The following is a 20,921-nucleotide window of genomic DNA, read 5'->3' as shown; positions in this document are numbered from 1 at the left end:
GAGGCACCATACTGGTTTTGCTGTCCGCGAAGGGCTGTCACGTGGGGACCCCTGCGGGCTTCGCGGACCTCGCCGACTCAAAAGCGCACGCTGATGTTGTTTTCGATGGTCACGTCGAGCTCGCGCAGCTGGACGCGATCAGCGCTGGCGCAGCCGTCGAGGGCGACGTCGCCGCTGCAGTAGGTGGAGGGCTGCGTGTCCCAGCGCAGCTTGGCGAGGATCTGGATCGACACGGGGTCGAAGAGCTCCACGGATAGCTCGCCCTCGGACATCAAGCGCAGATCCGCGAGGCGATCGAAGCGCGGCTGGACGTAGGTGGTGGAGCGAAAGCTGACGCGCTCGTCGTGGACCACCATCAAGGTGAGGTAGGAGCTCCAGCGGTGGACGAGGGTCTGGGCGGGGAGGGGGGAGACCACGCGTTGGGGGTCGAGGGCCTCATATTCGAGCATCCACGCCGTGCCCACGGCCAGGGAGAGGTTGTCGCGGCGCAGCGGGACGAAGCGCGGCCCGGCCCCGGTCAGGACCCGGCTGGCGACGAGCAGGAACTCGTCGCGCTCGACCTGGCTGAAGGCCTCGGCGGTCAGCCAGTCGAGGAAGTCGTAGTTATAGCGCAGGTGGAGGTTGGCGCGGTTGATGTAGCGCGCCTGATCTTCGAACAGACCGTCGAGGGTGCCGCCGTCGATCGCCTTGGTCCGCGTGGCGAACTTCGAGTTGCCGATCAGGAACAGCAGGTGTGCGTCGCGGCGCCAGGCCACGGAGGCGCTGGTGTTGAGATCGAAGAGGTTGACGTTGCCGGCCTGAAAGTCGACGCCCAGGCTCAGGCCGCCGTGGAGGCCGTCGTCATCGGGGTTCAGGCGCAGACGTTCGACGTTGAGGCCCGTCGCTCGTGCGTGCCTCGGGGCGGCCCAAAACACGCCCAAAGCGACGATGACGGCCAGCAACGCGGACACTCGCCGGATCGAGGACACCCTCAGGCGCGGGGCGAGGGCGAGGGACAGGGGGAGGTGAAGCCCGAGGGCGAGCCGGCGCGCCGGGGGGAGCACGCGGGGTTGATAGCACGGCCGTGGGCCCGCTGGCCCGCGCTGGCTCTGGTAAAGTGCCGCCGTGATCGCGCGACCGCCCCCGATGAACCGCTCCTCCTGGCTGCGGGCCTGCACCGTGCTCGTCGCCTTCCTCGCCGCCATCCTGGGCGCGAGTCCGGCCTGGGCCGAGGGGGGAGAGGATGACTCCGGCGGCTTCGAGGAGGCCGTCGACGCCGGCTTTGGCGTGGTCGTCAGCGCCCTCGACACTTTCTTGTTCTTCCCGCTCTTCGAGGACACGGAGGTCGCCGAGGCGCCCGGTGTGATCGACGAACTCGGCGAGGTCGAGCCGCTGTTGGCCAAGCTCGAGGGCGCGGGGATCGACGTCGAGACCGCCAGCTTCACGCTGAGGCTCCCGGCCGACGCGCTGTCCGCGGAGGAGGCCGAGGCCCTACAGGCGAAGCTGGGCAAAGAGGTGGTACCGACGATACCCGTGGGGACCCAGCGCTTCACGATCGAGCGGGTCGAGGGCGCGACCAAGAGCGAGCTCGTCGGCGTCAACAGCGGGGTGCCGATCGTCGCGCTGTGGCTGCTGCTAGGCGCGATCTACTTCACCGTGCGCATGGGCTTCATCAACCTCCGCGCGTTTCGCCACGCCATCGACGTGGTCCGCGGGGTTTACGACAACCCCGACGACGAGGGCGAGGTCTCCCACTTCCAGGCCCTGGCCTCGGCGCTCTCGGCCACGGTCGGCCTCGGCAACATCGCGGGCGTGGCCCTGGCCGTGTCCCTGGGTGGGCCGGGCGCCGTGCTGTGGATGATCCTCGCCGGCTTCCTGGGCATGTCCTCGAAGTTCGTCGAGTGCACGCTGGCGCAGATCTACCGCAAGAAGCGCCCCGACGGCCGCGTGCTCGGCGGGCCGATGACCTACCTCGACGAGGGCCTGGCCGAGCGCGGCTGGCGGCCCCTGGGCAAGGTCCTGGCCGTGGTCTTCGCGGTCATGTGCATCGGCGGATCCCTGGGCGGCGGCAACACCTTCCAGGTCAGCCAGTCCCTCGGCATCTTGCGCACGCAGTTCCCCGTGTTCGACGACATGCCCTGGCTCTACGGCCTGGTCATGGCGGTGCTCGTGGGCGTGGTGATCCTCGGCGGGATCCAGCGGATCGCGGCCACGGCCGAGAAGATCGTCCCGCTGATGTGCGGCGTCTACGTGTTCGCCTGCCTGCTGATCTTGTTGATGAACGTGGGGGCGATCCCCGCGGCCTTCGGGCGGATCTTCGCCGAGGCCTTCACCCCCAAGGCCGGTTTCGGCGGCTTCGTGGGGGTGATGGTCATGGGCATCCGCCGGGCGGTGTTCTCCAACGAGGCCGGCGTGGGCTCGGCCTCGATCGCTCACTCGGCGGCCAAGACCGAGTATCCCGTGCGCGAGGGCATCGTCGCCTTGCTCGAGCCCTTCATCGACACCGTCGTGGTCTGCACCATGACGGGCCTCGTCATCGTGATCACCGGCGCCTTCGAGGACCCCGCCAACTACGACGTGATCGCGGCCCAAGAGGGCGCCGCGCTCACGGCTCGGGCCATGGGCGGCGAGATCAGCTGGTTCCCCTGGGTGCTGACCATCGCCGTGGTGCTCTTCGCCTACTCCACGATGATCTCGTGGTCCTACTACGGCGAGCGCTGCTTCGTGTACCTCTTCGGTGACCGGGCCTCGACGGCCTACAAGATCATCTATGTGGTCTTCGTGTTCCTCGGCTCGGTGATCACCGCCGGCAACATCTTGAGCTTCGGCGACCTGATGATCCTGTCCATGGGCTTCCCCAACATCCTCGGCCTCGTGCTGCTCAGCGGGAAGGTCAAGGGCCAGCTCGACGAGTACATGGGCAAGCTGAGGCGCGACGAGATGCCGCGCTACGAGCCGGGCGAGAGCTGATGGCGCTCTTCGTCGACATTTCCGGTGGGGCCGGCGGGGCCGGCGACGTCTCTGGGGCTGGCTGGGCGCGGATCGTCGCGGTTCAGGAGCCGAGCTGCGGGCTGCGGGCGGTGATCGTGCTGCACTCGCTGGCCCGCGGCCCCGCCTTTGGCGGGATCCGCCGGCGGCGCTACGCGAGCGAGGACGCGGCCCTCGACGACGCGCGGATGCTGGCCGAGGCCATGAGCCTCAAGTGTGCCCTGGCCGAGCTCGACGCCGGCGGCGGCAAGACGGTGATCCTCGACCACGAGGGCCTCGATCGTCCGCGCGCCTACGAGGCCCTGGGGCGGGCGATCGAGGAGCTCGGCGGGCGCTACGTCTGCGGCCCCGACGTGGGCACGGGGAGCGCGGAGCTCGACGCGCTGCGGCGGGCCACCAGCCACGTCAACCCGGCCCAAAACGACGCCGGGCGCTCGACGGCCGCGGGGGTGCTCGCGGGCCTGCGCGGGCTCTCGCAGGTGGTCTTTGGCGACGAGACCCTGGGCGGACGGCGCTATGTGATCCAGGGCCTGGGGGCTGTGGGCGGGGCGCTCGCGGCCGCCCTCGTCGCCGCGGGTGGCGAGGTCGCCGGCTGGGATCCCGATCTCCACGCCCGCGAGCGCGCCGCGGCCGTGGGCGTGCGCCTGCTCGAGGACGGCGCGGCCGCGCTGCGCGAGCCCTGCGAGGTGTTCATGCCCTGCGCCCTCGGTGGGGTGCTCGACGCACAGACCTGCGCCGCCGCGCCGTGGCGGGCCGTCTGCGGCTCGGCCAACAACCAGCTCGACGCGGCCACGGGCGCGCGCGCCGAGCAGACGCTGCACGAGCGAGGGATCGCCTGGGCTCCGGACTTCGTCGTCAGCGCGGGCGCGGTGATCGAGGGGGTCGAGACGGTGCTCGGTGAGGGCGAGGGGGCGCGGGCGCGGGTGGTCGAGAAGATCGAGGCGACGGCCGAGCGCTGCGCGGCGATCCTCGAGGCCGCGCGGGCAGAAAACCGGCCGCCGCGGCAGGTCGCCCTCGCGCGGGCCTGGGCGGCCGTCGCGGGCTGATCAGCCCGCGAGTTTGGTGGTGCGGGTGCTCCTCAGCGCTGGGCGGGGCCTGCCTGGACCACGCGTACGCCCAGGGGCGCCGAGTCCTGGCTCGAGTCGGCCGCGCCATCTTCTTCTCGGGCCTGCTCGCGCGCCGCCTTTCGCTGGGCGAAGGCGTGGACCATCGTCAGCAGCGTGGCCATGGGCAGGGCCTCGGTCAGCGGCAGCGCGCAGTAGATCGCCCCGAGCACGCCGAGGAGCAGCGCGCGGCCCAGGCGGGCGCCGCCGGCCGCCGCGACGACGGTGGTCAGGGTGCCGCCGACGAAGATCCCCATGGCGAGCCCGAGGGGGCCGGCGGTGGCGAGGTCCGCGAGGTCGATGGCCAAGGCCGCGATGATCGGTGCCCAGCGCAGGGCGCCATCGGGCTGGATCAACGCGGCCGTGGTCCGCTGGAGCGAGGGCTTGCGGGCTTGGGCGTTGTCCTTCGGCACCTGGGAAAGCTGCGTCGGGGCGAGGCGCTGTCAACCGCGGAGCGCGAGGCGCCGGGCGAGGCACGCGCGAACGCCTCTCAAAGCGCCGAGCGTGATGGTTTTTGGGGGCAGGTGGGCGTGCCCTCGCAGGCCGCGCCGGCGTGTAGGGCGACGCAGGATCCTGATATAGGCTCCGCCCGAATGGGCCAGACCCCGGCCATCCGCCTGGAGCGCCTCGGCAAGCGCTTTCGGGTCAACCGCCGCGATCCCGGGCTCGCGGCGGCCCTGCGCGCGCTCTTTCGCCGAGACTGGGTCGAGGTCGACGCCGTCAGCGAGCTCAGCTTGGCGGTCGCGGCCGGCGAGCGGGTTGGGTTCTTGGGTCCAAACGGCGCCGGCAAGACCACGACCCTCAAGATGCTCGCGGGCTTGCTGCACCCGAGCAGCGGGCGGGCGGAGGTCCTCGGCCACACGCCGGCGCGGCGCGAGCCCGCGTTCTTGCGGCGGGTCGCGCTGGTCATGGGCCAGCGCCGCCAGCTGAGCTGGGACCTGCCGGCGGTCGACACCTTCGAGCTCAACCGCGTGGTCTTCGAGGTCGAGCGCCCGGTCTACGCGCGCCGCCTGGCCGAGATGCGCGAGCTGCTGGCCCTGGGCGATCTGATCCACAAGCCCGTGCGGACCTTGTCCCTGGGCGAGCGCATGAAGTGCGAGCTGGTCGCGGCGCTGCTCCACGGGCCCGAGGTGCTGTTCTTGGACGAGCCGACCATCGGCATGGACGTGGCGATGCAGGCGGCGATCCGCGAGTTCGTGCGTGACTACGGCCGCCGCCACGGGGCGACGGTGCTGCTGACCAGCCACTACATGGCCGACGTCGCGGCGCTGTGCGAGCGCGTGGTCGTGATCGACGGCGGGCGGCTGCGCTTCGACGGCAGCATCGACGCGCTGGTCCGGCGGATCCGCCCGCTTCGTCGGGTCGCGGTGCTCCTCGAGGGCGAGCTCGACGCGGCGGCTCGAGGCGAGCTCGGCGAGCTCGGTGAGATCGTCGAGGCGCCTGGATCGTGGGGCGAGGCCGCCGACGCGGGAGGGGAGGGGGCGCGGCCCCGGGGCGCGGAGCGGCTCGCCCTCGACGTCGCCCCAGCGCGGGTCCCGGAGGCGGTCGCGCGGCTGCTGGCGCTGCCTGGGGCGCGCGACCTCGCGGTTCGAGACGCGCCCCTCGAGGAGGTCATGCGCGAGCTCTTCGCGCGCCACGCCACCGAGGGCGCGGGCGAAGATCAGCAGGGGGAAGACCAGGAGGGCGGGGCGCGGAGGTCGGCCTCTTGAGCGCCGCCCTGCGCAAGCTCGGCGCGCTGTGGCGTCTGGGCGTGGCCGAGGCCACCGCCTACCGGGCCTCGCTGCTGGTCTGGGTGCTGACGACGACCTTCCCGCTGCTCAGCCTGGTGCTCTGGCGCGCCCTGAGCGAAGACGGCCCGATCGGCGGCTACGACCAGCGCGGCTTCGACAGCTACTTCGTCGCGGCCTTCCTGGTCCGCCAGCTCAGCGCCTCGTGGGTGATCTGGGATCTCGATCGCCAGGTCCGCACCGGGGAGCTGAGCGTGCTCTTGCTGCGCCCGGTCAACCCGGTGGTCCACCACGCCATGCTCAACCTCGCGGCGCTGCCCCTGCGCTCGCTGCTCGCCGCGCCCATCGGGATCCTGGTCCTGGTCGCCACGGGGGGGGTCGAGCTGGCCGAGGACCCGCGGATCTGGCTGCTCGCCCCGCTGGCGGTGATCCTGGCCTGGGCGCTGAACTTCGTCACCCAGCTGGCGATCGGCTGCCTGGCGTTTTGGATCACCAAGGCCAGCAGCCTCTACGACCTGTGGCTCGGCGCCTATATCGTGCTCGCGGGCTACGTGATCCCCACGAGCCTGTTCCCCGCCGGCCTGGCCGAGGTCGCCCGGGCGCTGCCCTTTCACGCCGCGCTGGGCTTCCCCACGGAGCTGATCATCGGCCGCCTGAGCCTGGCCGAGGTCGGCTGGGGCCTGGGCCTACAGGCCGCCTGGCTGCTCGCCCTCGGCCTGCTCGCCGCCTGGCTGTGGCGGACGGGGCTGCGCGCCTACGGAGCCTTCGGTGCCTGAGCGCGGACGCGGCGGCCTGCGCCGCCACCTGCGGCTGATCGCGGCCTCGCTGCGCCTGTCGGTGCTCGGCGCGCTCGAGTACCGCGTGGGCTTTTGGAGCGAGGCCGTGATCGGCGTGCTGTGGAGCCTGGCGGGCATGGTCCCGCTGCTCGTCGCCCTCGAGCATCGCCCGGACATCGCGGGCTGGACCGGGGGCGAGGTGCTCCTGCTGACGGGCTTTTACCTGATGCTCTCGGGCTGCTACGCGGCGCTGCTCTCGCCCTCGCTGGTCGCGACCATGGACCACGTCCGCCGCGGGACCTTGGACTATCTGCTGCTGCGCCCGGTCGACAGCCTGGTGTCCTGCCTGTGCTCGGCCTTCTCGCCGTGGAGCCTGCTCGAGGTGCTCACGGGCGCCGGGCTCGTCGTGGGCGCGACGATCCACCTGGGCCTGCGCCCCGGGCCGGCCGAGCTCGGGGCGGTCCTCGTGGCGCTGAGCTGCGGGTTCACGGCGCTCTACGCCCTGGGCGTGCTGATCTTGAGCCTGAGCTTTCGGGCCATGCAGCTGCAAAACCTCGGCTTCTTGCTCGAGGCGATCCTCGAGCTGGCGCGCTGGCCGATCAGCGTCTTTCGTGGCCCGCTACGGGCGCTGTTCACCTTCGTGATCCCCTTCGCGGTCATGACCAGCTTCCCGGCGCAGGCGCTCCTGGGTCGCCTCGGCCCCGCGCCGCTGCTCGGCGCGTTGGCGAGCGCGGCCGCCCTGGCGGCCCTCGCTCGGCTGGCGTGGCGGCGCGGGCTGGAGCGCTACACCTCTGCCTCTAGCTGATCGCTCCAGAGGGCCAGCAAAGACTGGCGCTGGGTCCTGAGGACTGTGCCGAAGTCCGCGCTCCACGTTCGAGAGCGAGGCCACCAACGCAAAACCTTCTGCTCGACATTTGGAGGGGATCGGTATTTGTATCGTTCATGTCTTCGAGTCTGCCCCCTGCCGCGACGATCCGCGGGCACGAGACGCTCGACACGCTCTTTGCGATCATGGTCCGCGCCGCGCACCTGGGCGAGTGGGCCATGTGCCACCAGGCCATCGAGCAATTCGTGGCCGCCCTGGACGGCCACCTCAGCTACGAAGAGGAGTCGCAATTTCCAGCCTACGCGGCCAGCTCTCCGGGCGCCGCCGCGGAGGTCCAGCAGCTCCTCGAGGAGCACGAGCGCATCCGCGGCGCGGTCGACTCGTTGACCGAGAGCTTTCGTGGGCGAGAGCTCGACCTCCAGGGCGTGGGGGCCGTCGAGGTCATGCTCCGCGATCACGACGCCAGGGAGAGCTTGCGCTTTCATCCCTGGCTGATGGCGCGCCAGCGGGGGGCTTGAGGGCTGGCGCCTACTGGCCCCAGCCCTCGCGGGCGAGGGCCTCGGCGATCGCCCGGCCGCGGTGTCCCCAGATCGGGTGGGGCTGCTGGCAGGCCTCGTCGGCGAGCAGGTTGGCCGCGCTCGAGCTCGTGATCCGCTCGCTCGCGGCGCGCTCGAGGATGCGCTTGGTGACCACGAACACGGCGTTGTCCCAGTCGCGGGAGAGGTGGCGGGCGATGGCCGGATCGTCGGGCAGGTTGCCGTACTGCTCGTTGGCGCAATTGACGATGCCCATGCGGTTGGCGACGAAGTCGGGCACGTAGAGGATGCCGCGCGCGGCCAGGGCGGCGTCGTCGCGGCGATCGTCGAGCAGCTGGTTGTTGGCGGCGCCGCAGACGATCGGCGCCTGGATCATCGCGATGGTCTCGGGCCCGAGCACGCCGCCGAGGGCGTTGGGGGCGAACACGTCGCAGGGCTCGCCGAAGATCGCCAGGTCGTCGATGGCGACCTCGCGGATGTCCACGGGGCGGCCGGCGAAGCGTCCGCGCAGCTCGGCGCAGCGCTGGCCGTCGATCTCGGTGGCGATGATCCGCGCGACCCCACGCTCGAGCAGGGCCTCCATCATGTAGGTTGCCACGTTGCCGGCGCCCTGCATGGCCACGGTCTTGCCGGCCAGGGTGTCGCCGGGCTTGGCGTGGTCGATGGCGCCCTCCATGGCGCAGACGACCCCGAGGGCCGTCGCGGGCGAGGGGTTCCCGCTGCCGCCGACGGCCGCGGGCACGCAGGTGGTGAAGCGGGTGGTCTCGAACACCGAGGCGATGTCGGGCGGGGTCGTGCCGACGTCCTCGGCCGTGACATAGACCCCGCGCAGGGACGAGGTGAAGGCCCCGTACTCGCGGTAGACGGCGCGGCGATAGTCCTCGTCGCGGAAGTGGCCGCCGGCCTGGCGGGCGATGATGCCCTTGCCGCCGCCCCACCACAGGCCGGCGAGGGCGTTCTTGCGGCTCATGCCCAGGGACAGGCGCAGGCCGTCGCGGACGAAGGACTCGACGCTGAGGTAGGGCCAGTGGCGCAGCCCGCCCGCAGCTTGGCCGCGGACCGTCGCGTGCACGAAGGCGCCGAAGAGCGCGCCGGTCTGCGGGCCCACGCCGAAGTAGAGCCCCTCGTGGCGGTGGAAGTCGCGGGTGTCGGCGCCGACGAAGGTGGCGAGCTCGTCGAGCCAGGGCTGGCTGGCGACGAGGCGCTGGGCGTCGAAGTCCCAGCGGATGGAGGCTCGGCCGCCGTGGGCAGCGAGCTCGTTGGCGAAGGTGGCGGTGTCCAACTCGAGCAGGGCGCTCACGGTCGCCAAGGTAGCAAGGAGTGGCGATGGGCAGGAGCGTGTGGCCGCGCGCTCACGCGTGAGCGGAGGCATGAACGGCGATTGAGCAGGGCGCTGCACACCAGCGTCGCGGCGAGGTCATCGATCAGCGTCTTCGCCGCCTGGCAGGGTTTGACCACGCCCTGCTAGGGCACCTCGCGCGCGCGCTGCTATCTTGATGAAGCGTGCGTGACGAGGCGCCTTCGGGGGCAGACTCCTGGTGCGCAGGGGGGTGCATACCGTCGTGATCCGCTGGTGCTCTTACTGCCAACGCTTCTTGGGCGAGCGCCCGCCCTATGAAGACCTGCTGATCACCCATGGCCTGTGTGAGGGCTGCAACCAGGCCGCTCGCGCCTTCGCCCTCGCCGCGCGCGAGCGGGCGATGGTCGACTTCTTTCGCGGGGTGCTCGAGCGCTCCTTGAGCGGCGAAGACTTCGCACCACAGGCGCTGCTGGGCGCTGGGCGTTCGCCACACCGATCTCCTGCTCGGCGTCGCGCAGCCGGTGCTCCACGAGATCAGCCGCAGGCTCGCCGCGAACCAGGTGCCGATCGCCCACGAGAGAAAATTTTCGCGGGTCGTCGCCGAGCTCATGAACCTCATCGCCGAGACCAAGACCCGCGGCGGGGGGAGTGGCGAGCGCCAGCCAGGCGAGGGCGGCGCTCGCCCGCGCATGCTCCTGGCCCTCGCGCCCGACAACGCCCACGAGATCGGCCCGATCTGTTACGCGATGCTCCTGGCCGAACACGGCGTCAGCGTCGAGCTCGACACGGGCCGCGAGCCGCTGCGTCTGCTCGAGTATCTCCTCGAGGATCAGGGCTTCGTCGGGGTCGGCCTGTCGGTCGCTCTGCCTGCCCAGCTCGAGGGGGCGCGGGCGCTGGCCGGGGCGATCCGCGATGGGCTTCCCGGCATGGTCACGGCCCTCGGCGGCTACGTGACCAAGGCGGAGGAGGGCGGGGGCGCGCTGCCCGAATTCGACTGGGTGGCCGATCCGCGCTCGAGCAACGCGGACGCCCGGGGGCTGGCCGAGCTGCTCCGCGAGCGCCAGCGGGCGAAGGTGGCGTTCGCCCTGGCGCGCGCGAGCTCTGCTGGGCGCTCGGATCAGCAGGGCTGACGCGAGCGCCCAGGGAGGGCGCGGTCAGTCCTCGACGACTTCTTCTGCCTCTTCCTCTTCTTCGGCGCCGCCGCTCATGCCGACGCGGCTCAGGCCCTGGACGCCCTCGGGGTTGCGCTCGAGCGCGCCCTCTTTTTCAGCGAGGCGGAGCATCACGTTGCGGCTGCTCGCGCTGCTCTCGGCGAGGCGGGTCTTGTAGTCGGAGAAGGCCTGGACCTGGTAGTTCCACAGCGAGTCGGCGTGGACCCACTTCTTGCTGTAGATGGTCCGCAAGACGACGGAGCGCTCGTCCGTGGGCAGGGCCGCGATGTTGCTGCGGTATTGCGAGGTGTAGCTGTAGTACTCCTCGGCGTTGCTCAGGTAGAGCACCTCCACGGGCAGGTCGAGCTCCTTGGCGGCCTTGGCCACGGTCTGCATGGTCGTCGGCCCGGTCAGGTTGCCGAGGACCATGCGCACGCGATCGTTTTGGTAGAGCTTGCGGATGTGCGCGTAGAACTCGGGGTTGGACAGCCAGCTGGTCGGCTGCCCGTCCTGGTCGCGGCCGATGACCTTCTCCAGGTGGCGGTAGACGGTCTCCCGCCCGGAGCGCCAGCTCATCAAGGTGCCGCGCAGCTGCTCGTCGGAGATCTTGCCGGACAGGGCGTCCTCGATCAGCTTGGCGGAGGCCTCGGCGTTGTCCTCGTGGAAGCGCTGGTGCAGGGTCTGGGCGTCCTCGCTGGCCTCGATCAGCACCTCGTAGGCGCGGTGGAGCTCGGTCACCCGCCAGTCGAGATCGATGAGGAAGACCAGCTCCGACTTGGCCGCGGCGATCAGCGTGTAGTTCTGATCGGCGGCCACGCCGATGTAGACCCCGCCCTTGTCGGCGAGGTAGGGGAACCACACGTCGTGGCGGCGCTCGTTGGTCTTGATGTAGTGGTCTTGGACCTCGACGTGGTCCTCTTCCGGGCCGGCGAGGAAGAGGGCCTGACGCTCGGGGCTCAGGGGGGCGTAGGGATCGATCTCCTCGGGGGCGGCCTCGGGGGCGGCCTCGGGATCACCCGCTGCCTCGACGTCCTGGGCGGACGCCTGGGGATCGTCCGCGTTGGCTGGCTCCTTGGCCGGGGCCTCGGCTGGAGTCTGGACAGCCTGGGCCGACTCCGGCGGCGTGTTGTCGCAGGCCAGGGGAGCCAGGGCGAAGGCGAGGAGGGCGAGGGCGCGGGCGCCGGGGAGGGCCGCGGGGGAGAGCCGACGCGAGGAGGGCATGGCGTGCAGTCTAAGCACGGCCTTCGCCCGGCCGCGAGGCGAAGATCCATGCGGCTCCGCACGGCTGTCTGGCCGCGACGAGGGCGGACCGGACCCGAGCGGGGCGCCCTGGGGCCGCGTTTGGGACCTCGGCGGATGCGTGGGGGCGAGCACCGAGACTTCCAAAGTCAATGAATCAACTCACACGCTTTTGGCTGTTGATGTGCTCGGGTGCTTGGAATAGAAACCGACCCGAGCTGTTCGCGGCCGGCCGTTGAGGGCCGGCGGGGATCCGCCGCCGGGTTGCTCCGCGGCGACCCAAACCGACACGGGGCGACTCCCACGCGAGCGCGTCCCTTCTCGAGAGATCTGACCATGAGCGAAACCCCTGCTTTTGCCGGAGCGCCGGTGACCATTCGTGCGAAGGGCGTATCGAAGGTCTACGGCGACTTCGTGGCGGTCGACAACCTGAGCTTCTCGGTCCGCAAGGGCTCCGTGACGGCCTTCTTGGGCCCAAACGGCGCCGGGAAGTCGACCACGATGAAGATGCTGACCGGATACCTCGCGCCGACCTCGGGCGAGGTCGAGCTGCTCGGCAAGGACCCCGGTGACGAGGGCTCGCGCATCGAGCTGGCCCGTCGCCTGGGCTACCTGCCCGAGAGCGGTCCGCTCTACCTCGACATGACCCCCAACGAGCTGCTGGAGTTCTTCTCGGCGGTCCGCAAGCTGGGCGAGGTCCGCAAGGCCATCGATCGCGTGGTCGAGCAGTGCGCAATTGGCGAGGTGCTCCACAAGCCGATCGGCAAGCTGTCCAAGGGCTTTCGTCAGCGCGTGGGCATGGCCCAGGCGCTGCTCTCGGATCCCGACGTGCTGATCCTCGACGAGCCGACCTCGGGCCTGGATCCCCTGCAGATCCGCGAGGTCCGCAAGCTGATCCGCGAGCTCGGCCAGCAAAAGACGATCTTGCTGTCGACGCACATCCTCCAGGAGGTCGAGGCCGTGGCCGACGCGGTCTTGATGATCTTCGAGGGCAAGCTCGTGTTCGACGGCAGCCTCGAGCAGATGCGCGGGGAGGGCGACCTCGAGCGCCGCTTCTACGAGCTCGCCGGGGTCGACTTCGACGACGACGGCGACGACGGCGACGACAAGGAGACCAACTGATGGGTGCCATCGACTTTGCGGTGATCTCGGCCATCGCCAGGCGCGAGCTGTCCAGCTACCTGGGCAAGCCCGCCGGCTACGTGTTCTTGACCCTGTTCATCGCCGCGACCGGCGCGGGGGCGTTCCTGCAGGAGGGCTTCTTCGCCCGCAACCTCGCGGACCTCGCCCTGCTCAACAAGGTCATGCCGGCGATCCTGATGCTCTTCGTGCCCGCCGTGACCATGAACGTGTGGGCCGAGGAGCGCCGCCGGGGCACCGACGAGCTGCTCATGACCATGCCGGTGCGCGACGTCGAGGTCGTGCTCGGCAAGTACCTGGGCGCGCTCGGGGTGTTCACCGTGGGCCTGGCCTTCTCGCTGGCCCACGTGGCCGTGCTCGGCTGGCTGGGTGAGCCCGACATCGGCCTGATGTTCTCGACCTACCTGGGCTACTGGCTGGTCGGCTCGGCCTTCGTCAGCCTCGGGCTGCTGGCCTCGCTGTTCAGCGCCAACGCCACGGTGGCCTTCATCCTCGGGGCCATCGGCTGCGCGGCGCTGGTGTTCACGGGCGCCGAGCCATGGGCCAGCGGCCTGGTCGGCTGCGTGCTGATGGCCAGCGTGCTGACCCTGGTCTGGGTCACGATCCAAGGCAACGCCGAAGGGGCCGGTTACGTCGCGGTGATCGGCGGCGTGATCGCGCTGATCATCTGGCTCTCGGGCACCTGGCCGGGCTTCGAAGACGCCTTTGCGATGCTCGGCGTCGACAGTCACTCCTACGGCTTCGGCGAGGGCGTCGTTCGCCTCGGCGACGTCGTCTACTTCCTGGGGATCTCGAGCGTGGTCCTCTACCTGTGCACCTTCATGCTCGGACGGAGGCATTGGTGATGGCGCCTCGTATTCACCGACTTGTTCGTTTCTTCGCCCTGGTGGTGCTGGTCGCCAGCGTCACCTACATGGCTCAGCGCAGCAACGCGCGCACCGACCTGACCTCGGCTGGACTCAGCGAGGTCACCCCCGAGACGCGGCAGCTGCTGCGCAGCATCGGGACGCTGGCCGAGGTCGAGGGCCCCGAGGGGGAGACCGAGGCCCGGGAGATCCCGCCGGTCGTGGTCACCGCCTACGTGTCCAAGGAGGTCCCGCGGCCCTACGTGCCCACGCGCAGCCGGCTGCTCAACCTCCTGCGCGAGATGGAGGCCAGCGGCGGCCCTGGGCTCACGGTCCAGATCCACGAGCCCGACGCCTTCTCGCTCGAGGCCCAGGAGGCCATGGACACCTACGGCATCGTCCCGCGCCCGTTGGTCAGCACCGAGGGTGACAAGGTCGACACGCTGCCGGTGTTCATGGGCGTGGCCTTCACCAGCGGTCCCCGCGAGGAGGTCGTGCCCTTCTTCGACCGCGGCCTGTCCGTCGAGTACGAGATCGTCCGCGCGCTCGAGGTCGTCATCCAGCCCAAGAAGAAGGTCGTCGGCGTGCTCCGCGACGACACCAAGATCATGGGCGACTTCGACCTCCAGAGCCGCCGGCGGATCCCCCGCTGGCGCGTGGTCGGCGAGCTCGAGAAGCAGTACGAGGTCCGCAGCCTCAACCCGGGCACGCCGATCGCCGACGACGTCGATCTGCTCTTCGTGCCCCAGGTCTCGAGCCTGACCCAGGAGGCCCTCGACAGCGTCCAGGCCTACCTCCTGGCGGGGCGGCCCGCGCTGATCGTCGCGGACCCGCTGCCCTTCTTCAACCCCAAGCTCGCGCCGAGCCAGCCGATGCTCCCGCCGCCTTCCCAGGGCGGGATGATGGGCGGCCAGCAGCAGGCCAGCCCCAAGGGCGACTACCGCAGCCTGCTCGCGACGATCGGCGTCGACTGGGCCGACGACCACGTCGCCTTCGACCTCGAGAACCCCGAGCAGCAGCTCTCCGACGCGCCGCGCAGCATCATCGTGCTCGGCGAGCGCGGCGGCAAGGACACCTTTGCCGGCCGCGACGAGACCATCGACGGGCTCGCGCAGATCATCGCGCTCTTTGGCGGCGACCTGCGCCCGCTGTCCGGCGGGACCACCGAGGTCGAGCGTCTGCTGGTGACCGGCAGCAAGGGCGGCTGGGACCCCTTCGGGGCCTTCGTCGACGACAGCAACTTCCTCTTCGGCCTGCAGTTTCGCGGCGTGCCGCCGACGCCCACGCGCATGGCCGCGGAGGACGCCCTCGAGAACATCGCCCTGGGCGTGCGCGTGCGCGGACAGGCCCTCGGCGGCGGCGAGGTCAACGCGATCGTGCTCGCCGACCTCGACATGTTCGCGGACAGCTTCTTCCAGTTCCACGAGCGCGGGGGTGACCTCGACGGTGACGGCCTGATCGACATGCGCTTCGACAACGTCACCTTCTTGCTCAACTGCATCGACAGCTTGTTGGGTGACGATCGCTTCATCGACCTGCGCAAGCGCCAGCCCGAGTTCCGGCGCCTGAGCAAGGTCGACGAGATGACCCAAAAGGCCAACGACGAGCGCCAGGCGCAGCTCGAGCAGGCCACCGAGGCGGCCAACGAGGAGCTCGAGGAGGCCCAGGCCGCCCTCGATCGCGCCGTCGAGGCGATCCGCGCCAAGACGGACATCGACGAGACGACCAAGCAGATCATGATCCGCTCGGCGGAGGAGGCCGAGAACCGGCGCCTCCAGGCTCAGACCGAGCAGATCGAGCGCGAGAAGGCCCAGCAGATCGACCGCATCAAGGCCGAGCACGCCCGCGCTGTCGACGAGGTCCGCGATCGCATCCGCGTCGCGGCGATCCTCTGGCCGCCGCTGCCGGCGCTCCTGCTCGGCATGCTGATCTTCCTGCGCAAGCGTCGGCGCGAGAGCTCGACCATCCCCGAGAGCCGTAAGCGGAAGGATTCGTGATCGTGATGAGGAACGCGACCCTGATCATGGTGGTGTTGGCGGGCGCTTCGCTCGCTGGGGCGGTGGCCATGCGGCCCCAGGTGATGCCGCCTCCGACCTTCGAGGACTCGGGCGAGGAGCTCTTCCCCGAGTTCCAGGACCCGAACGCCGCGGCCTCCTTGGAGGTCAAGGCCTACGACCAGGAGCAGGCCCAGGTGACCAGCTTCTCGGTCAAGCTCCAGGACGGGCTGTGGGTGATCCCCAGCCACAACGACTACCCGGCCGACGGCACCGAGCGCATGGGCAAGGCCGCGGTCTCTTTCCTGGGCGCCAAGAAGGACGTCGTGCGCAGCGATGATCCCAAGGACCACGCCGAGTTCGGCGTCCTCGATCCCGAGGGCAGCGAGGGCGAGGGCGAGGAGCGCGGCCAGCGGGTCACGATCAAGGACGCGAGCGACTCGGTCCTGGTCGACGTGATCATCGGCAAGGACGTGCCCGACAAGCAGGGCTTCAAGTTCGTGCGCTACCCCGGGCAAAACCGGGTCTACGCCGCCAAGATCGCCCCCGAGATCTCGACGCAGTTCACGGACTGGATCGAGAAGGACCTGCTCAAGCTCGACCAGGACGGGATCGTCGCGCTGCGCAGCAACAGCTACAGCGTCGACGAGAAGAGCGGGACGGTCACCGGCGACAACCCGCTCTACTTCGAGCACGTCGACAGCGGGGCCATGGGCGCCGACGGCAACCCCACCTTCGAGTGGACGCTGACGGCCCAGCCGATCTACGGACCCGACGGCGAGCTCGTCGACCTCGAGGCCCTGGCCGAGCAGATGGCCGCGCAGGGCCAGGAGATGCCGCCGCTGCCCAAGCCCCCCGAGATCCCCGCGGGCAAGGAGCTCAACCCCAGCAAGATCACCCAGGTCCTGGGGGCCGCCGATCGCCTGAAGATCGTCGGCGTTCGCCCGCAGCCCGAGCGCCTCAACGCGATCGACCTGCTCAGCAAGGGCTTCTTCGTGGGCGGCGAGCCGCCCAACCAGCGCCTGTTCGGCAACGAGGGCGAGCTCGCCCTGTACGCCGACGACGGCGTCATCTACACGCTCTACTTTGGCGAGGTGACCTACGCCAGCGGCGAGGTGCTGACCGCCGGCGGCGAGGGCGAGCTCGAGACCGACGCCGAGGGTGAAGGGGAGGGCGAGGCCGCGGACAAGGGCGCAGCCAACCGCTACATGTTCGTGTCCGTGGGCTACGACGAGCGCCGCGATCTCGGCTCGGCGGACGCCCCCGTCGCGGGCGAGCTGCGCGGGCGAGACCGGGCCGAGGCCCTGGCCGAGCGCTTCAACAAGTGGTTCTACGTGATCCCCGACTCGAGCTTCACGCAGCTGCACAAGCTGCCGGATGACTTCTGGCGGGACGTGAAGCCCGAGTAGTCGCTGTGCGCGACGCGTGAGGAAGGAGGCCGGCCCGATGGGGTCGGCCTTCTTCGCGAGCGCTCGACGCCGGCGCTCGGCAGGCCACTCGAGCGCTGGCCACCGATGTGGCGAGGAAAGCCGAGTTCGAGCTTGGCTGTGAAGCGCCGGCACGGCTCGGCAGGGCATCGAGGCTGAAGCGCCCCGAGGGACCGGGAGAGCTCAATGCTCGAGTTGTTGGCGTAGGGCCTCGGCCCGTTCGCGCCATTGAGCGGCGCTGGAGAAGTCTCCCTCCAATGCCCTCGCTGCTGCGAGGCTGTCGATGGCCGAGAGCTGGCCATGAAGATCGTGGCACGCACGATAGGCTGCGAGGGCGTGTTCGAGCGCGCTGTTGGCGGCTCGGTAGTCCTCGCTGTCGAGCCGCGCGTGCCCCAGTCGCTCGTAGGCCTGGGCGCGCTCCCGATCGCTCTTTGCGAACTCGAGGGCGCGCCGATAGGCGGCGGAGGCCTTCCTGCGGTCGGTGTCGAGGTCGCCCAGCTGGAGGCTGGCGAGGTAGGCGAGATGGCGAAGGCCCGCGTCGGCTGCGATCTGCAAGGCGCGCTCGGTATGGGCCAGACCGACTTCGGGGCGGTTGTCGAGGGCCCCCACGCGCAGGCAGGCCGCCGCGATCAGCTCGGGCGCGTTCAGGGCCTCGGCGATGCGCAGGGCCTGCGTGGCGAGGTCGAGCGCGTCGTCCGATCCAGGGAGGACATCGACCCGCTGGAGCAGCGCTCGCACGACCTCCGGGTGCTCGGGCCCATGGGCGGCCTCGCTGGCGGTGAGCGCCGCGTCGAGGTGTCGCTGAGCCGCGAGGGTCTCGCCGCGGCTGGCAGCGCGGGCGCCCAGCCAGCGGTGCAGCGCGGCCTGAACGCCCGCGTCTTCGTGGTGCTGCGCTCGCTCGAGGGCGAAGCGCACGAGGGCCTCCGACCCGGGGGCCGTGGCGACGAGGCGCGGCGTGGCCTCGCGCAGGAGCGTCCAGGCGGTGTCGAGGCCAGCGTCGAGGCCAGCGTCGAGGCCGGCGTCCCGCCGCTGCTCGAGCCAGCGCGCCGCGGCGTCGAGGTCGGCTGGGCTGCTCGGATCGGCGAGGATCCGGCGCAGGTGGGCGAGGCGGAGCGCGTCTGCATCGGGCCGGGCGTCGAGGATGGCGAGGGCCAGGTCGCGCAGGGACTCGTGGTTGCGAAAGCGCTCGCTCGTGCTCGCGCTCGCGTCGATCAGGGCGCGCGCTCGCAGCAGCGCCAAGGCTGCGGCGCAGCGCTGGGGCGGCCAGCCCGTGAGCGCGGCGGCGTCCTCGGCCGTGAACGCGCGGCGAAAGAGCGCGAGGGCGGGCCACAGCGCGCGCGGGTCGTCGGGGAGCCGCGCGAGCAGCTCGCGGGCGAGCTGGGGGAGGTCCGCGCTGAGCTGCTGTGTCTCGCCGAGCTGAGCGGCCAGGCGCAGGCTCAGGGGGACGCCCTCGACCTGATTGGCCAGGCGGCGCTGGTCGGCCGCGGTCAGCGGGCGATCCAGCGAGAGCAGCTCCCCCGCCGCGGCCGGGGAGAGGGCGCCGAGGTCGATGTGCTCGTCGAAGCGGCTGAGATCGAGGGCGCCGCGCTCGCGGCTGGTCGCCACGAAGGAGGCGCCACTGCCAGGAATGAGCCAGGGGAGCAGCGCCCCGTCATCGACGTCCTCGACGATGAAGAGCGCGCGCGAGCCCTCACTGGTGGCGACGAAGAGCTGGCGCAGCGCTTCGAGGGCGGTCGGCGGGGTGGTCCCCGGCGAGAGCTGGATGAGCAGCTGGCGCAGCAAGCTGCGCGCGCGCTGGTCTGGATCTCGATCGCCACCCTCCAGGGGGATCCGCCACACTCCGCCAGGGTAGCGGTCCGCGATCCGCGGCAGCGCGGTGCGGATCAAGCGGGTCTTGCCGATGCCGTGGGGGCCGGTGATCAGGATCCGCGCCCCGGGATCGCGCAGGCTCGCCACGAGCAGGCGCAGCTCGGCCTCGCGGCCAAAGAAGGGGCGTGGATCGGTGGTGAGCGCGGAGTCGTCGAGCCGCCAGCTGGGGCCCGATCGCGCTGCCTCCCCCCTCGCGCGGGCGACCATGTGCGGAGGCGCTTGGTCTTCGGCGCGGGGACGGATCTGGCCGCCGCGGGTGGGCGCAGTGGTTGGGCCGCGGGTGGGCGCAGTGGTTGGGCTGCGGGCGGGGGAGGGCGACCGACTGCGACGCGGGTCGGGATCGAGCGCGCTGGCAGTGCCTGTGTCCGCGCCCATGCCCGCGGCCGCGAAGCGGAACACCGCCTGGTGGATGCTCCAAAAGTCGGGCGCGTGGCGGCGAAAGCTTGCCCACGCCAGCGGGTGCATGGCGAGCACGAAGGGCGCGTCGGCCAGGCTGGAGATGACCTCGCGCTTTTGATTGAGCAGCAAGAAGCGCTCGCCGAGGGCGTCGCCATCGGCCGCGGCGGTGAGGAAGAAGACCCGCGGGCAGGGGGCCGCGGGCAGGCGATCGAGCAGGCTGGCGATGCTGGTGTCGGGCTCGAGGGCGAGGTGCTCGACGTGCAGCGCTTCCTCGCGGCCGCGCTCGTCGAGCAGCGCGCCGAGCAGCTCGCCCGCGAGCGCGTCGCGGACCTGAACCGCGAAGAAGGTGAAGCCCTCGGCGAGCTCGACGGCCGCCCACAGCCGCGCCCACTCCTCGGTGTTGCGCTCGCGGGCGAGCCAGCGCGCGCGCGCCTGCTCGCCCGCGCTCAGGAGCAGACCTCCGCGATCTGCTCCCAGGGGGGCATGACCACGCCCAGGCGATCCCAGAGCAGGGGGTGCGCGTCGTACCAAAAGTGCGAGTTGTGGTAGCGCAGCATCAGGTGGCCCTGCATCAGCGCGTCCATGCGCGCGAGGTTGCTGCGCTCCTTGGGGAAGTCGCGGTCACGGTGGACCTGGGCGAGCAGGCTCTCGTCGCTGAGGTCGAGGCCCTCGAGGTAGGTCTGGCGGACCTGGACGATGGCCTGATCCGCGATCGCGCGGGTGATCTTGCCGCCCTTGGGCACGCGGTAGATGCAGTCGATGACCAGACGCAGGAGATCGCGCATGTAGCCGCCGCTGTGCACGGCGAGCCAGGCGGGGATGCCGGGGTCGTCGAAGTGCTCGGCGGGGACGCGCTTGCGCAGGGCCGCGCACATCGCCGCGACGCCCGGGCGGTGGAGCAGGGGGCGGCCCTGATCGTCGTCGCTGCGCTCAAACACCCGGACCATCGGGAGAAAGAGCAGCTCGTGGCCAAACTGGGCGCCGAGCTCGGCGGCGCGGCGGATCATGAAGGGCGGCACGGTGTAGACGACGTGGACCGGCGGGCGCAGGTCGGCGGCGTGGGTCAAAAACGCGCCGAACCAGTGGTTGCGGTACTTCTCGCGCTCCTCCGAGCCAGAGAGGTCACCGGTGGCGCGCTTCTCGATGCCATCGAGGATGATGACCAGCGGCTCGTCTGCGTGGTCGGCCGCGAGCGCGGCCTGCTCGAGCAGACGAAACACCTTCTCGCGTAGGTCGCGGAGCTCGCCGAGGCGGCGGGCGGCCAGTTGGAACAAGGTGTTGTTGGTCGTCAGCGCGGCCTCGACCCCGACGTTGCCCACGGTAGTCGCGCTCACGCCCTCGACGGAGACCTCGCTGACGAGGAACTCGCGCACCTGCTTGGCGTACTCGGTGATCCAGCCCGAGAACTCGGTGGGCTTGCCCTCCGGGTAGAGGGAGAGGACCAGGGCGAGCAGGATGTCCTGGTGGGTGATCGGCGCGTCGTCGCGGATCCACGCGCCGGCGTCGGCGAGCACGACGCGGTGACCGAGGCCCTCGAGATCTCGGTGGAGCTGCTCGAGCTCGGTGCTCCGAGCCCGCATTGGACCGCTTGCAGCTTTTTCCCCCCTCGTGCATACAGCGCC

17 protein-coding genes are annotated in these 20,921 nt (G+C 70.8%); 11 read left to right on the top strand and 6 right to left on the bottom strand.

The annotated features are described in order from the left end of the window. Positions 1-77: 77 nt before the first annotated feature. Complete coding sequence (locus tag G6O69_RS30145) at positions 78-1,043, bottom strand: DUF481 domain-containing protein (RefSeq protein WP_172306926.1); 966 nt, start codon at positions 1,041-1,043, stop codon at positions 78-80. 61 nt (positions 1,044-1,104) lie between these two features. Between G6O69_RS30145 and G6O69_RS30140 the strand changes: the two genes are divergently transcribed. Together G6O69_RS30140 and G6O69_RS30135 are read left to right on the top strand one after the other, a co-directional pair. Continuing rightward, positions 1,105-2,949, top strand: a complete 1,845-nt coding sequence (locus G6O69_RS30140; RefSeq protein WP_346017101.1) for an amino acid carrier protein — start codon at positions 1,105-1,107, stop codon at positions 2,947-2,949. Beyond that, positions 2,949-4,013, top strand: a complete 1,065-nt coding sequence (locus tag G6O69_RS30135; RefSeq protein WP_172306925.1) for a Glu/Leu/Phe/Val dehydrogenase — start codon at positions 2,949-2,951, stop codon at positions 4,011-4,013. Before G6O69_RS30140 ends, G6O69_RS30135 begins: the two co-directional genes overlap by 1 nt. Positions 4,014-4,045: 32 nt before the next feature. On the opposite strand, the gene G6O69_RS30130 is transcribed toward G6O69_RS30135, so the two are convergent. Next, complete coding sequence (locus tag G6O69_RS30130) at positions 4,046-4,483, bottom strand: hypothetical protein (protein ID WP_172306924.1); 438 nt, start codon at positions 4,481-4,483, stop codon at positions 4,046-4,048. A 180-nt stretch (positions 4,484-4,663) separates the two neighbouring features. Between G6O69_RS30130 and G6O69_RS30125 the strand changes: the two genes are divergently transcribed. The 4 genes from G6O69_RS30125 to G6O69_RS30110 all read left to right on the top strand — a co-directional run bounded on the left by G6O69_RS30125 (position 4,664) and on the right by G6O69_RS30110 (position 7,917). Then, positions 4,664-5,779, top strand: a complete 1,116-nt coding sequence (locus G6O69_RS30125) for an ATP-binding cassette domain-containing protein (RefSeq protein ID WP_172306923.1) — start codon at positions 4,664-4,666, stop codon at positions 5,777-5,779. After that, complete coding sequence (locus tag G6O69_RS30120) at positions 5,776-6,573, top strand: ABC-2 family transporter protein (protein WP_172306922.1); 798 nt, start codon at positions 5,776-5,778, stop codon at positions 6,571-6,573. Before G6O69_RS30125 ends, G6O69_RS30120 begins: the two co-directional genes overlap by 4 nt. Next, entirely contained in the window at positions 6,566-7,378 is an 813-nt protein-coding gene (locus G6O69_RS30115; protein WP_172306921.1) for an ABC-2 family transporter protein, read from the top strand. Before G6O69_RS30120 ends, G6O69_RS30115 begins: the two co-directional genes overlap by 8 nt. A 137-nt stretch (positions 7,379-7,515) precedes the next feature. Then, entirely contained in the window at positions 7,516-7,917 is a 402-nt protein-coding gene (locus G6O69_RS30110; RefSeq protein WP_172306920.1) for a hemerythrin domain-containing protein, read from the top strand. A gap of 10 nt (positions 7,918-7,927) precedes the next feature. Here the strand turns inward: G6O69_RS30110 and G6O69_RS30105 are convergent, their stop codons facing one another. Continuing rightward, positions 7,928-9,235: a Glu/Leu/Phe/Val dehydrogenase gene (locus tag G6O69_RS30105; RefSeq protein ID WP_172306919.1), complete on the bottom strand. Its 1,308-nt coding sequence runs from the start codon at positions 9,233-9,235 to the stop codon at positions 7,928-7,930. 521 nt (positions 9,236-9,756) lie between these two features. On the opposite strand from G6O69_RS30105, the gene G6O69_RS30100 reads away from it, so the two are divergent. After that, a complete protein-coding gene (locus G6O69_RS30100; RefSeq protein WP_172306918.1) occupies positions 9,757-10,365 on the top strand; it encodes a hypothetical protein in 609 nt (202 codons plus the stop codon). 24 nt (positions 10,366-10,389) lie between these two features. Here the strand turns inward: G6O69_RS30100 and G6O69_RS30095 are convergent, their stop codons facing one another. Next, complete coding sequence (locus tag G6O69_RS30095; RefSeq protein ID WP_172306917.1) at positions 10,390-11,607, bottom strand: hypothetical protein; 1,218 nt, start codon at positions 11,605-11,607, stop codon at positions 10,390-10,392. A 354-nt stretch (positions 11,608-11,961) separates the two neighbouring features. Here G6O69_RS30095 and G6O69_RS30090 point away from each other — a divergent pair, with 354 nt between their 5' ends. From G6O69_RS30090 to G6O69_RS30075, 4 genes are read left to right on the top strand one after another with little or no spacing between them, the layout of a single operon-like run. Then, positions 11,962-12,747: an ABC transporter ATP-binding protein gene (locus G6O69_RS30090; protein ID WP_172306916.1), complete on the top strand. Its 786-nt coding sequence runs from the start codon at positions 11,962-11,964 to the stop codon at positions 12,745-12,747. After that, positions 12,747-13,610 (top strand): ABC-2 transporter permease, encoded by an 864-nt coding sequence (locus G6O69_RS30085; RefSeq protein ID WP_172306915.1) that lies wholly within the window; start codon positions 12,747-12,749, stop codon positions 13,608-13,610. The genes G6O69_RS30090 and G6O69_RS30085 overlap by 1 nt, the downstream gene beginning before the upstream one ends. Continuing rightward, positions 13,610-15,607, top strand: coding sequence for a Gldg family protein (locus G6O69_RS30080; protein WP_176397168.1), 1,998 nt, complete (start codon positions 13,610-13,612; stop codon positions 15,605-15,607). The genes G6O69_RS30085 and G6O69_RS30080 overlap by 1 nt, the downstream gene beginning before the upstream one ends. A 5-nt stretch (positions 15,608-15,612) precedes the next feature. Then, positions 15,613-17,013, top strand: a complete 1,401-nt coding sequence (locus G6O69_RS30075) for a DUF4340 domain-containing protein (protein WP_172306913.1) — start codon at positions 15,613-15,615, stop codon at positions 17,011-17,013. Positions 17,014-17,214: 201 nt separating this feature from the next. Here the strand turns inward: G6O69_RS30075 and G6O69_RS30070 are convergent, their stop codons facing one another. Together G6O69_RS30070 and G6O69_RS30065 are read right to left on the bottom strand one after the other, a co-directional pair. After that, positions 17,215-19,830, bottom strand: coding sequence for a hypothetical protein (locus G6O69_RS30070; protein ID WP_172306912.1), 2,616 nt, complete (start codon positions 19,828-19,830; stop codon positions 17,215-17,217). Continuing rightward, positions 19,746-20,879 (bottom strand): hypothetical protein, encoded by a 1,134-nt coding sequence (locus tag G6O69_RS30065; RefSeq protein ID WP_172306911.1) that lies wholly within the window; start codon positions 20,877-20,879, stop codon positions 19,746-19,748. The genes G6O69_RS30070 and G6O69_RS30065 overlap by 85 nt, the downstream gene beginning before the upstream one ends. Positions 20,880-20,921 lie beyond the last annotated feature (42 nt).

It is taken from the genome of Pseudenhygromyxa sp. WMMC2535, from assembly GCF_011083025.2.
Note: the sequence above shows the minus strand (reverse complement) of the source record. Positions and strands in the feature narration are given on the sequence as shown.

What these genes read in the sequence shown, in the direction of transcription:
- G6O69_RS30135 (WP_172306925.1), top strand. Translation starts at nt 2,949, where the DNA reads ATGGCGCTCTTCGTCGACATTTCCGGTGGGGCCGGCGGGGCCGGCGAC.
- G6O69_RS30125 (WP_172306923.1), top strand. Translation starts at nt 4,664, where the DNA reads ATGGGCCAGACCCCGGCCATCCGCCTGGAGCGCCTCGGCAAGCGCTTT.
- G6O69_RS30110 (WP_172306920.1), top strand. Translation starts at nt 7,516, where the DNA reads ATGTCTTCGAGTCTGCCCCCTGCCGCGACGATCCGCGGGCACGAGACG.
- G6O69_RS30095 (WP_172306917.1), bottom strand. Translation starts at nt 11,607, where the DNA reads ATGCCCTCCTCGCGTCGGCTCTCCCCCGCGGCCCTCCCCGGCGCCCGC.
- G6O69_RS30090 (WP_172306916.1), top strand. Translation starts at nt 11,962, where the DNA reads ATGAGCGAAACCCCTGCTTTTGCCGGAGCGCCGGTGACCATTCGTGCG.
- G6O69_RS30085 (WP_172306915.1), top strand. Translation starts at nt 12,747, where the DNA reads ATGGGTGCCATCGACTTTGCGGTGATCTCGGCCATCGCCAGGCGCGAG.
- G6O69_RS30080 (WP_176397168.1), top strand. Translation starts at nt 13,610, where the DNA reads ATGGCGCCTCGTATTCACCGACTTGTTCGTTTCTTCGCCCTGGTGGTG.
- G6O69_RS30075 (WP_172306913.1), top strand. Translation starts at nt 15,613, where the DNA reads ATGAGGAACGCGACCCTGATCATGGTGGTGTTGGCGGGCGCTTCGCTC.
- G6O69_RS30065 (WP_172306911.1), bottom strand. Translation starts at nt 20,879, where the DNA reads ATGCGGGCTCGGAGCACCGAGCTCGAGCAGCTCCACCGAGATCTCGAG.